At 29.4% G+C, this 12,513-nt stretch carries 12 protein-coding genes; 1 reads left to right on the top strand and 11 read right to left on the bottom strand.

What is annotated here, in order from left to right:
* Nucleotides 1–12: 12 nt before the first annotated feature.
* Both nagA and ABWP20_RS08295 read right to left on the bottom strand, forming a co-directional pair.
* Nucleotides 13–1,173 (bottom strand): N-acetylglucosamine-6-phosphate deacetylase, encoded by a 1,161-nt coding sequence (nagA, locus tag ABWP20_RS08300; RefSeq protein WP_353095328.1) that lies wholly within the window; start codon nucleotides 1,171–1,173, stop codon nucleotides 13–15.
* Between the two features lie 163 nt (nucleotides 1,174–1,336).
* The gene (locus tag ABWP20_RS08295; protein ID WP_353095327.1) at nucleotides 1,337–2,284 is read right to left on the bottom strand and encodes a calcium/sodium antiporter; all 948 of its coding nucleotides are present in this window, start codon (nucleotides 2,282–2,284) and stop codon (nucleotides 1,337–1,339) included.
* A gap of 259 nt (nucleotides 2,285–2,543) precedes the next feature.
* Between ABWP20_RS08295 and ytaF the strand changes: the two genes are divergently transcribed.
* The gene (ytaF, locus tag ABWP20_RS08290) at nucleotides 2,544–3,164 is read left to right on the top strand and encodes a sporulation membrane protein YtaF (protein ID WP_353095326.1); all 621 of its coding nucleotides are present in this window, start codon (nucleotides 2,544–2,546) and stop codon (nucleotides 3,162–3,164) included.
* Nucleotides 3,165–3,206: 42 nt separating this feature from the next.
* Here ytaF and ABWP20_RS08285 read toward each other — a convergent pair whose 3' ends face one another.
* The 9 genes from ABWP20_RS08285 to ABWP20_RS08245 form a co-directional block, all read right to left on the bottom strand.
* Nucleotides 3,207–3,710 (bottom strand): dihydrofolate reductase, encoded by a 504-nt coding sequence (locus ABWP20_RS08285; RefSeq protein ID WP_353095325.1) that lies wholly within the window; start codon nucleotides 3,708–3,710, stop codon nucleotides 3,207–3,209.
* Between the two features lie 31 nt (nucleotides 3,711–3,741).
* The gene (locus tag ABWP20_RS08280; RefSeq protein ID WP_353095324.1) at nucleotides 3,742–4,878 is read right to left on the bottom strand and encodes a metal ABC transporter permease; all 1,137 of its coding nucleotides are present in this window, start codon (nucleotides 4,876–4,878) and stop codon (nucleotides 3,742–3,744) included.
* Entirely contained in the window at nucleotides 4,878–6,011 is a 1,134-nt protein-coding gene (locus ABWP20_RS08275) for a metal ABC transporter permease (protein ID WP_353095323.1), read from the bottom strand. The genes ABWP20_RS08280 and ABWP20_RS08275 overlap by 1 nt, the downstream gene beginning before the upstream one ends.
* Nucleotides 6,012–6,020: 9 nt before the next feature.
* Nucleotides 6,021–6,755, bottom strand: coding sequence for a metal ABC transporter ATP-binding protein (locus ABWP20_RS08270; protein WP_353095322.1), 735 nt, complete (start codon nucleotides 6,753–6,755; stop codon nucleotides 6,021–6,023).
* Between the two features lie 19 nt (nucleotides 6,756–6,774).
* Nucleotides 6,775–7,704: a metal ABC transporter solute-binding protein, Zn/Mn family gene (locus tag ABWP20_RS08265; protein ID WP_353095321.1), complete on the bottom strand. Its 930-nt coding sequence runs from the start codon at nucleotides 7,702–7,704 to the stop codon at nucleotides 6,775–6,777.
* 3 nt (nucleotides 7,705–7,707) lie between these two features.
* Entirely contained in the window at nucleotides 7,708–8,109 is a 402-nt protein-coding gene (locus ABWP20_RS08260) for a metal-dependent transcriptional regulator (protein ID WP_353095320.1), read from the bottom strand.
* Between the two features lie 451 nt (nucleotides 8,110–8,560).
* Nucleotides 8,561–10,261, bottom strand: coding sequence for a M56 family metallopeptidase (locus tag ABWP20_RS08255; protein ID WP_353095319.1), 1,701 nt, complete (start codon nucleotides 10,259–10,261; stop codon nucleotides 8,561–8,563).
* Nucleotides 10,254–10,637, bottom strand: a complete 384-nt coding sequence (locus tag ABWP20_RS08250; RefSeq protein ID WP_353095318.1) for a BlaI/MecI/CopY family transcriptional regulator — start codon at nucleotides 10,635–10,637, stop codon at nucleotides 10,254–10,256. The genes ABWP20_RS08255 and ABWP20_RS08250 overlap by 8 nt, the downstream gene beginning before the upstream one ends.
* A gap of 583 nt (nucleotides 10,638–11,220) precedes the next feature.
* Entirely contained in the window at nucleotides 11,221–12,435 is a 1,215-nt protein-coding gene (locus ABWP20_RS08245; protein WP_353095317.1) for an RtcB family protein, read from the bottom strand.
* Between the last annotated feature and the right edge of the window lie 78 nt (nucleotides 12,436–12,513).

The following is a 12,513-nucleotide window of genomic DNA, read 5'->3' as shown; positions in this document are numbered from 1 at the left end:
AGTTTAGCTTTATTACCTGCTATATGACTCCCATTTTCCCATAACCATAGTGCCTAGTATATTTATATTCTTATCTATTAAAAGCATATCTGCATCCTTACCAATTTCAATACTTCCTTTATACTTATGGATTCCTATGGCTTTAGCAGGAGATAAACTTGCCATTTTTATTGCATCTTTCATAGGTACATCTAGATAATGTATTATATTATATACTGCATCCCTTAGGTTCAAAGTAGAGCCTGCTAAATTTCCTGTTTCTAATCTAGCTATACTATCCTTTACTATTACTTTCTGTCCTCCTAAATCATAATCACCATCTGATAATCCTGCTGCCATCATAGCATCCGATATTAAAACTATCTTATCAGTCCCTTTCATTTTAAGGGCAATTTTTACTGCCCCATCATGTAAATGAATCCTATCATATATAATCTCACAATATACTCTTTCATCTAACAATGCAGCACCTATTATACCAGGCTCTCTATGGTTAAATTCCCTCATTCCGTTATACAAATGGGTAGCTACAGTGGCACCATAGTTTATACCTGACTCCGTCTTTTCAAAACTTGCATTACTATGGGCTAATGCTACAGTAATATCATTTGATTTTAAATAAGATATAATGTCCAATGCCCCAGAAATTTCAGGAGCTATGGAAACCATCTTTAAACGCCCCTTAGATATATTAACAATTTCCTCTATTTCTTCTATATCTGGATTTTTAACATATTTACTTGGCTGAGCTCCTTTTTTCTTTAAGGAAAAAAATGGACCTTCTAGATGTATACCTATTAATTGAGATAATTCCTCCTTGTTTTTATAATCTGCTAGATTTTTTATGGCATTAGACATATTTTCATAGGAAGATGTTATTACGGTCCCTAAATATGATGTAACACCATTTTGTAAATGAAACTTTCCCATATTATCTATGGCTTCTTCAGTGCTATCCATAATATCAAATCCCATATTTCCATGATTATGGATATCAATAAACCCAGGTACTAAAAAATTTCCTTTTCCATCAATAACTAAATCTATATCTTCCATATTTATATTGTCCTCAGTACCTATTTCAACTATCTTTTTTCCATTTACAACTACACAATAACTAAAAAATATTTCATAAGGGCTAATTAAATTTATATTTTTTATTAAAGTTTTCATGGTATCACTTACCTTTCATATACTATGTAAATCATATGATATCATAATTTTCTTTAAATTATGGTTCTAATTATATTTTTATTTAACAGCTATATAAAATCTTTAGTTTAATTTCATAGAGCTACTAGTAACTAGCAGCTCCAATTCATCCTTTTCCATTAAATTAAAATAGTATAAATAAATATCCTATGTATAAGGCTAATAATAATATTCCTGTAATCCTTCCTATTTTTTCATAAAATGTTCCCACTAATATAAATATTAATGCTACTATGGTTCCCATAGGAACATCTAAAGTTAAAGTTTGATTTGATATAATTAAACCTCCGCTGCTAACTAAAGATGATGCTCCCATAACTATGGTCATATTTAATATATTGGCTCCTATTATATTTCCTACAGATATATTTTGTTTATCTTTTATAGTAGCTGATACAGCTGTAACAAGTTCAGGTAGAGATGTTCCTACTGCAAGTAAAGTTAAACTAACTACCTGTTTTGGAATCCTCAAGAAATTTGCTATTTCTACCCCGGTCTTTACCAATATATGAGCACCATAGACAATAAAAAATGCCCCTATTGCAAATTTACCAGCATTTAAACATAATTCTTTCTTTTTAATATCTTTTTTAAGTCTTTTTTTACCATTTCCATTTTCATTTTTATGTTCAAAAATATTGATTAAAATAAATGGTATCACTAATAATAATAGCATTTTACCTTCTATATGATTGATCACTCCATCAGAGGCAAAATAATAAAAAATAGCCAGATATCCAAACATCATTGCACCTTTGACTCCAAAAAAGTCATCCTTAATCTTAATGGGCTTTATCAAAACACATAGCCCAACAATAAATGCTATATTACATATATATGAGCCTAAGGCATTGCCCACTGCCATATCTGTAAATCCGCCCTTACTTGATAGGGTTGAAACTAACAGTTCTGGCAATGTAGTAGCTACACTGACTATAGTGGCTCCTATTATTCCAAAGGAAACTCCTGTCTTTTCTGCAATCCAAACTGTAGAATCTAAAAACCAGTCACCGCCTTTAACTATCATTATTAAGCCTATAATAAATAATAATAACGTAAAAATTATATTCATATTATCCCCCTAAAGTTGATTTATTCTTTAATATAGATAAATAGTTTCATAATCTAATTAAATATTTTAAGATCTATTATATAAACCTAGTAACTTTTCTTAAATTATATTTAAACTTGTTTATCTATATATTATTGTATATTTATATTTGGATAAGCTTTTTATTATTACCATATATTTTCCTTCACCTATATTAAGGTAACAATTATTTCTAATCTGAATAAAATGATAATAGTTCAAAATAACAGGGGTGCTAAATGTGGAAAATATATTATTAGTATTAGCCTTATCCTTAGATGCCTTCGTGGCTAGTATAGCATATGGGACAAATAAAATAAAAATGCCTTTCAAGTCAATATTAATTATTGATATTATCTGTGCAACCTTTTTAGCATTGTCCATTTTTTTTGGTCTCCAAATAAGAAAGATACTACCTGAACATGTTGCATTAATCTCAGGATCTATTATACTCATATTACTTGGTGTATATTATTTATTTGAAAGTATTTTTAAATCTTATTTGGAAAGAAAACTGAAAGGAAATGAGAAGGTTAAAATAAAATTATTTGACATATGGTTTGTTATAGATGTCTATGTTGATGAAACTAAAGCAGATTTTAATCTATCAAAAAATCTGGATTCAAAAGAAGCCATATATCTTGCAACAGCTCTTTCTTTGGACTCATTAGCTGTTGGTTTTGGAAGTAGTTTAGGTAATATTAATTACTTACAAGTAATAGGGTTATCTTTAGTCGTTGGAATGATTTCCATTTATAGTGGATTATTCATCGGTAAAAAGATTGTTGAAAAAACCAAAATTAATTTATCTTGGTTATCCGGAATTATATTAATGGTGCTAGGACTCTTAAAATTAATCTAAATCCATAAATATTCCCTACAACTAAAAAGTTGCAGGGAATATTTATTTATCTTTAATATAATCTACATATTTATACTCTAAATCCTCCTGTTTATATACTTCTGATTCTTTTACTATATTCCAATCATTAAGCATATCTAAATTAGTGATAAAGGTATCTGCCTTTTCAAAGGATTTAAAGATTTTAGTTATATAGGCCTTATTGCAATAAGATATGGTTTCCCTTGCAATTTCACCTCCTCCTATTATAAAGTTCTCCATTTCATTATTAGGATTTAGTTTTTCTAATAATGGATATAACTCTTCTATAGAATTAATAACAATAGCACCTTCTACTTTATATTCTTTATCTCTAGTAATTACAATATTTATCCTATTTGGCAATGGTTTTTTATCGGGTAAAGATTCAAAGGTTTTTCTACCCATTATAATTATATTGCCTTCCGTTAGCCTCCTAAATCTTTTTAGATCCTCTGATATTTTATATAATAAACCGCCATCATAACCAATATTCCAATTATTATCTACTGCAAAGATTAAAATCATATTTCCTCCCATTAATTTTTATTATATGGTTTTATTCTGTACTAATATCAAACCCTGATACTATCTCTTCGTAACTTTTTATAGCATATTCTCTTCCTGATTCAGTTAGTTTAATTATATCATCTTTTATATATATTTTCTCCTTTCTTTTTAATCCCTTTATAATAGATTTCAGAAACTGTTCATTCCACTGTAAATGTTTTTCAATAGTATGAACTCCACTTTCAAAAGCTTCATCTTCTTTGCCTTCATGATTATATAAATGAAACATTAGAGATTTTTCTGCAAACTCTATTCTTTGGCGTTTTCTCCTACTTACTGTAGTCAGAAGTCCTCTTCTAGGTGAAAATATAAATACTAACATAAATGTTATTCCTGTCATCAATGCCATAGAGCCAGCTATTGAAACATCTAGTATAGATGCAAATTGATAACCTAAAATTCCATTTAACCCACCTATTATTCCACTTAAAATAAGCATATTTTTTAAATCGTCTGTAATTAGATATGCAGTTACTGGAGAACCTATCATAAAGGCAATTACCAGAATAGAACCTACAGATTCAAATGCTCCAACAGCAGTTATTGATACTATGGTCATTAAACTATAATGTATTAAAGCAGGTGAAAATCCTAAAACAGTTGCTAGAGCTGGGTCAAAGGTTACTATTTTTAGTTCCTTAAATAATATTATTACAAATAAAAGATTTATTATTAGAATAATACCCATGGAATAAATAGCCTTTGCTCCTATATCTACTCCAAATATTCTCATACGCTGAAATGGTGCAAATGCAAGCTCACCCAACAATACAGAATCTGTATCCAGATGAACTGATCCAGCATATCTTGATATAATTATTATAGCTATACTAAAAAGTAATGGAAATACAACACCTATGGCTGAATCTTCCGATACTAATTTAGTGCTATTTAACATCTCAGTTAAAAATACAGTAAATACTCCCATAAGGGCTGCCCCCACTATTAAAAGTGGTGATGTCAAACTATTTACCATGAAAAACCCAATTACTATCCCCAATAAAATCGTATGGGTTATGGCATCTGACATCATAGACATTTTTCGAAGTACTAAAAATACTCCTGGAAGAGAACATGCTACTGCAACTATAACAGCTATAATTTGAATTTCCAATTGTGGTGACATTATATCTCCTCCTCTTTAAAATAATTCTCTGCAAATTTTATACCTTTTTCGGTAATAGCCCATTTATTAAAATAATCTTTTCTAACAAGCCCCTTCTTCTCCAAAGACCCTAACTTATTTACAAGCTCCTTAGCCGCCTTTTCATTCATAGATTTATTTGGCTTAATTATGAAAATATCATGACTATGATTTATATCCTCATGGTTCATAGCTAAATTATAAAGATTTACCAATACTTGATCTTCATTTATTTCTCTTTGTTTCTTTCTGTTTCTAAAATATTTCCATATTAATCCCCTATTAGGTGCAAATCCTATACTAATGATTACTATCATACTTATAACTATTACTATCATTGGACCTGTGGGTAATTTTGAAACTATTGAACTTAATATAGTACCCACAACTCCTGATACTGCTCCGAATATAGCTGATAAAATTACCATGGTAGATAATTTATCTGTCCATTGTCTAGCAGCCACTGCCGGTGCTGTAAGCATTGCACTCATTAAAATAACTCCCACAGTTTGCAGCCCTATAATAATGGCAGTTACTATCATGAAGAAAAGTAGTGTAGTTATTCTCTTAGTAGAGAATCCAAGGCTTTCTGCATAGTCTGCATCAAATGATACTATCTTGAATTCTTTCCAAAATATAATAGTCAATGCTATTAAAGCAGCTCCCAAAACTGCCATGATTTCAACATCTCTTTTTAAGAGTGTAGATGCCTGACCGAAAATAAACTTTTCTAATCCTGCTTGATTTGCATTAGGTATTTTCTGGATATAGGTTAATAAAACAATTCCGCCTCCAAAAAAGACTGATAATATTAATGCCAAAGCACTATCAAATTTAATTCTTGAATATTTAACTATGGCAAGAATAATAAATGTAGATAATAATCCTGATATTAAGGCTCCAAGTAACAATACTTCCGTTCTCTTAGTCTGAGTCATTAAAAATGCTAATGCAATTCCTGGCAATGTTGAATGGGAAACTGCATCTCCTAATAAACTTTCTTTCCTTATGACAGCAAAGCTACCTAATACTCCTGATATTATACCTAGAAGGATAGAACCTAAGGATACAATTCTCAAGGTATAATCTGTTAAAATAAGATTTAGTACTGACAATATTCTCACCTACCTTTTTAAAATCTGACCTGTACTTCTATAGGCTTTCTTTAAGTTTTCATCTGTGAACACTTCATCAACAGGTCCACTGGCAATTATCTGAGTATTTAATAATACTACCCAATCAAAGTATTCTTCCACAGTCTGAAGGTCATGATGAACAACTATTATGGTTTTTCCTCTTTCCTTTAATTCCTTTAAAATAGATATTATTGCCTTCTCCGTCTTAGCATCTACCCCCTTAAAGGGTTCATCCATAAAATATATATCTGCATCTTGGACTAATGCTCTAGCAAGAAATATTCTTTGCTGCTGTCCACCAGACAATTGAGATATCTGCCTGTCTTTGAACTCTATCATACCTACTTTTTCTAATGCCTCTATAGCTTTTCTTCTATCTTCTTCCTTTGGATGTTTTAGCCATCCCAGTTCTCCATATCTTCCCATAAGAACTACATCTAAAACATTAGCTGGAAAATCCCAGTCTACACTTTCTGATTGAGGTACATAGCCTATATGTTTCCTTTGGGATCTATAACTTTGACCATTGAATAGTACATTTCCTGACACAGGTTTTATTAAATCTAACATTGCCTTTATTAAAGTTGATTTCCCCGCACCATTTGGTCCTACTATGGCCATTAGAACAGATTTTGGAATATCTAGATCTATATCCCATAAAACTGGTTTTGTTTGATATGCCACTGTCATATCTTCGACTTCTATTATATAATCAAGATTCATATTTATTTCCTCCTTCTGATTATTTCAACGCATCAACAATTATATCTATATTTGCTTTAAATGTGCCTATATAAGTCTCAGCATCAGTTCCTATATCACCTGTAGAATCTGAATAAAGTTCTCCGCCGATTTCCACTTGAAATCCTTGTGCCCTTACGGCTTCTTGTAATGCCTCAATACTTTTTCTTGGAACTGAGGACTCAACAAATACTGCCTTAATCTTGTGTTCTACAATGAATTTTGCTAGCTGACTAACATCAGATGTTCCAGCTTCAGAGGCAGTACTTATACCTTGCAGCCCCTTTACCTCAAAACCATAGGCATTGCCGAAATAGTGAAATGCATCATGGGCTGTTATGAGAATTCTATTTTCCTCAGCTAATTCTGATACCCTTTGTCTAATATATCCATCAAGTTCATCAAGTTCTATCAAATAATTTTCTAAATTACTATCAAATTCACTTGCATGTTCCTTATCTAGTTCCTTAAGTCCTTCTGTTACAGTCTTTGCTGCTTCTTTCCAAAGTCTTACATCAAACCAAATATGAGGGTCGAAACTTCCGGGATTAGTAACAAAATCAATAAAATTTGACTCATCCATATCTTGTGATACTGCTAAAATCATCTTTTTACTATCCTCTATATTTTCAAATATTTCTCCCATTTTTCCCTCTAGGTGAATACCATTATAAACCACCATATCTGCATTTTGCATTACAGTAACATCTCCTGCACTGGCTTTATATAAATGAGGGTCTACCCCTGGTCCCATTAATCCTTGAACATTTACATATTCTCCACCTATGGATTTCACTAAGTCTGCAACTAAAGTAGTAGTAGCGACAACTTTATACTTGTTATCTTCAATTGATTTTCCTTGACTTCCGCAACCTGTTAGAACAACCATTATTATAGATAAAACCATAATCAAACTTAATATTTTTTTCATTATCTATTCCTCCCTTATTATCTTTGACCCATGGGGACATTCCTTTGGGTAATTCAAATATCTATCTAACTTTTCTTCCAATATATCACTAGTCACATGTTCTAGTTTCTCTGCTTCTTCATGTATTTCATCCAAATTATATCCAAGCTTTTCTACAAGAAAAACTTCCCATAAAAGATGCCTGTTTCTAATTTTCTTAGCTTCTTTAGTTCCATATTTTGTAAGCTTTATACCTTGATATAACGTGTACTCAACATATCCATCTTGTAATAATTTTTTTATCATTTCAGATACAGAAGGCGCTGATATATTGAGTCTATTAGCTATATCTTTGTTGCTAACTAAATTATTTTCTCCTCCAAGTTCATATATAACTTTTAAATAGTCTTCTTTGCTTACGTTCATAATCCTCCCCCATAATGGTTAATGTTAGGCACACCTAACTTATTTATATAATACCCCTTTTTTTACTCCTAACACAATATTTGATAAAATATAAAAATAACATGGAGGTTTGATAACTAATTAATTAGTTATCAAACCTCCATGTTATTTTCTATTAAAGCTGTCTTATCAACATTAGCAGAACCACCTCACCTAATGTAGGTTGGAGTATGGTCGCAAAAATAATTATCTATACTAAATCTTGATAAAGAAACTATTAGATTATTAAAATGATGTTAGAATGTAGGATTAAAATAGTTTATTTAATTGATGTTTATAAATTTTATTTGAATCCTAAAAATACTCTAATACTATGTTTAAATTTAAATTTATTTACTATAATTATGAATTATTCTAATTATACATTAGTCTAATTCCATTAACTATCAGACTCTATTAAAGAAAATATACCTTATCTCCAAATGCTATATCTACCATTTTCTGTAGAATTATCATCTTCATTTACTAAGATAATATAATATTCTTCATCTGAAAAATTAACTCTAACTCCATGATCTCCATTTTCTTCTTCTGATTTTATAGTTGCAATCATGTCTCCTTCTTTTGCATATATATGTACAGAAAATAATATATCGCTTTCGGCATTAAATGTACAGTTATTTAAGGAATATGAAACATATTCAATCTTATCTTCACCCCAATTTTCATAAAAGGGGGTTTCTTCCGAATATTTCTCCGGAAATATTTCAAGCCTATTAAACCTATTATAGTCAAGTTCATCAATATATGGAATCTCAAATATACCTGTTATTAAAAAGAATCCTCGTCCCTTATCTATTGATATATTTTCCATATTCTTTCTTCTTTCATTCTCACTAAGTTTTACCTTCTCGATACGTTCTGAAAACTCCTCAGATCTTTGACTCAATTTTTCATATTCTTCTTCATATTGTTCAATTAATTTTTCCTCATGTCTTTCCCTAATTACGTTTTGGTTGTTATTGATTATATTTATCTCTTCATGTTCTCCTTTTTTCTTTTCCACTGTTTTTATGTCTACATTTAACTTAGTATTTATATCATTATGTTTATTTTCCATATTCATTCCAATATCCTTCATTATATTAGAACCTTCTACTCTTTCGAGGATAAATGTATTTAATATAAATGTAGCAGCTATTATAGAAGCTAGAGCAGTGAATCCATTTTTCTTATTATGTGAACTTATAATACTCTTAAATCTTTCTTTCATCTCATTTCTCCCTCCTATAAAATAAGTTGCTAATGTATATCCATATTTCTCTCTTTCAATTGATGATAATAATACGTTACAATAAGTTTTCTTTTCTTCTAATTTCTGATTTTTTAACACATCTAAATCACAACATATTTCCAAATCTATATTTGCAGTATTCCTCATAATATATACTAATGGATTAAACCAATGTAGCCCATTTACAATTAATAACAATAATTTATATTCTAAGTCTTTTCTTTTAACATGCATCAATTCATGTTTTAAAATATAGTAAATTTCTTTTTCACTATAGTCCTTTGATGGGATAATTATTGCTGGCTTCAATATTCCCATTAATATAGGAGTTGATATATCTTTATCTCTAAATATTCTTACTTTTCTTTTTAGTCCTATTTCATCAATGATCCTTTGATAATTTCCAATCATAATTTCATCCCTAACAACTTCTTCTGAGACAAAAACTTTTCTTCTAAATACTAAATATACAATAATGTGATTCCCTAAAAACATGAACAAACCTATTATGTAAGTAATTTTTATTGATTTAAAGGTCTTTAGTGTAATAATATTAGCTTTAACCTTGGCATCAGATTTTGGGTGCCCTTCTAATGATTGTATATTATTTGAACCTTTTGTATTAAAATAATCCAAAGGAGTTTTATTACTATCTTTGCTGGACATAATATTCCAATTATCTTCTATAGACTTAGAAACTATCAATGGTAAGTTCACTTTAACTGGAATTAATAATCTTATACTCAAAATTATCCATAAAAAATATCTCCATTTAATAAGATATTTTTTATTCAATAATTTTGAAACTATCAAGGTTAAAAATATAATTAATCCTATTGAAAAGGATAAAGCTAAAATATTTAAAAGGTATTTAGTCATTATCCTCATCCTTTCCAATATCCTCTATTAATTCCTTTAATTCTGAAAGATCATCTTTATTTATAGTTTTGCTATTATATAGATTTATTACTAAACTTGGAAGTGAATTATCATAAATCTTCTCTAAAAAGCTTTGGCTTTCCTTAGCCTTATAATCTTCTTCTTTGATAATAGCAGTATAAAGATTATATCTCATAGTTCTATTAATATTAATAAATCCTTTCTTTTCAAGTCTTGCAAGGGATGACATAAGAGTCGATAATGCCCATTTTCTTTTTCCCTTTAATTCATCTAAAATAGCATTTGCCTCCAATGATTCATCTGAATCCCAAATTACCTTCATTATTTCAAATTCTGCATCTCCAAGTTTTTTCAATTAATTTCACCTCTTATTATCATATCGTAAATTCATTATACGTTTGTATAATGAATTTGTCAACAGTAAAATACACTTAACTCCGATTAAAGATATTTTAAGTAAGTTTCTTCTTATACTTTGTTTCCAAGTCCCTTACAATATAGTATAAAATTATAAATTAAAAAATTTTAGTTTGTAAAATAATTAGTAAAAAGACTTCTACTGAAATATTAATGAATTAAGTAAATCTGTTCTAAGCCAATTTGATGAAAAATTTATATTAAGGAAAATAAAACCTTTCAATTGGTTGTAAAAATGGATTATAAAAAAAGTATGTTTTAAAAACATACTTTTTTGACTTATCTTTCAATTATTTATGAAAATACCCTATTATTCATTTAATTTTATTTATTGAACTCTTCTCTAGCCACTTATAGAAGCAATATATTATATGGCAAATTTGGAGCAGTACAATATTTGAACTGTAATTCCATAACAATAAAATAATAAACAAATAAGCTAATTAAGCTATTAACCATACAGATTTTTACTTAATTTTTAACATCCCAATTAGCAAATTTAGAATTAAAATTTGTACCATCTATGCTTTAAAATTGTAAATTGGTTTTATTATATTTACTATCTCTACAGTTTCAGCAATATTATTCACTATTTCCTCCATTGGTTTATATGCAAAGGGACTTTCATCTAATGTATGTTCATTTATTGAAGTAGAATAAATGCCTTCCATACTTTTCTTAAACTCATCCATAGTAATTGCTTCCTTTGCAACATTTCTGCTCATAAGTCTTCCTGCCCCATGAGGAGCAGAATAGTTCCAATCAGCATTACCCTTTCCAACTGCAATTATAGAGCCGTCCCTCATATTCATAGGAATTAAAATCTTCTCACCTTCATAGGCTGATATAGCACCTTTCCTTATAATATTATCCTTGAAATTAATATAGTTATGAATAGTTTCAAAGTAGGTAAATTCATTAAGTCCTTTTCCAAATAAATTATTTAATATAATATCTGCCATCATTTCACGATTTAAACTTGCGTATTCTTGACATATTCTCATATCATGTAAATACTTTTCTCTATATTCTCCAGTTAAATAACACAAAGACTTAGGATATTTAGGTTGAAGCTCATCGTATTCCTTCTTTAGCTCATCTAAGGCTTTCTTTATTTTCTTTTTCTTTCCCTCTAGTTTATAATTAGTAATTATCTCTTCTCTCTTAACAAAATAATCACCTTTACCACTACATAAATCTATTGCTAATTTTTGATAAATTTCAGCAACTTGCTTGCCTAGATTTCTACTGCCTGAATGGATTACTAAATATTTATTATCCTTGGTATCTATTCCAAGCTCTATGAAATGATTGCCTGATCCAAGTGTTCCAATACTTCTTTCGATTCTTTTAGTATCCTTCAAATCTCTAAAACAATAAAGGTTCTTTAATTTATCAAACTTAATCTTTCTTTCATTATGTGTGGATTTACCAGAAGGAATTTTTCTATTTATTACATCATCTAATGCTGGCAAAGCTATATCTATATTTCCTAATTCAACAGTGAGCATACCACATCCTATGTCTACTCCGACAATATTAGGTATTACCTTATCTCCCATATCAGCAGTAAATCCAATTACACAGCCCATACCTTGATGAACATCCGGCATTATTCGAACTTTTGAATCCTTTATAAAATCTTGGTTTAATAATTCTATTATTTGCTCACTTGCTCTATCTTCCAAACTATCTGTAAATACTTTAGCTATATTATGCTTTCCTTTTAACTCCATTTAGTCACCTCCATATTTAATTATATTAGCGTTAATCATAATTCATAACGCTTGAAATCACTGTATCTTACACAGTGA

The sequence above is a fragment of the Tissierella praeacuta genome (assembly GCF_040396155.1).
Lineage (GTDB): Bacteria > Bacillota > Clostridia > Tissierellales > Tissierellaceae > Tissierella > Tissierella praeacuta_A.
The sequence above is the reverse complement of the archived record's forward strand: the minus strand, read 5'-3'. Positions and strand labels throughout refer to the sequence as shown.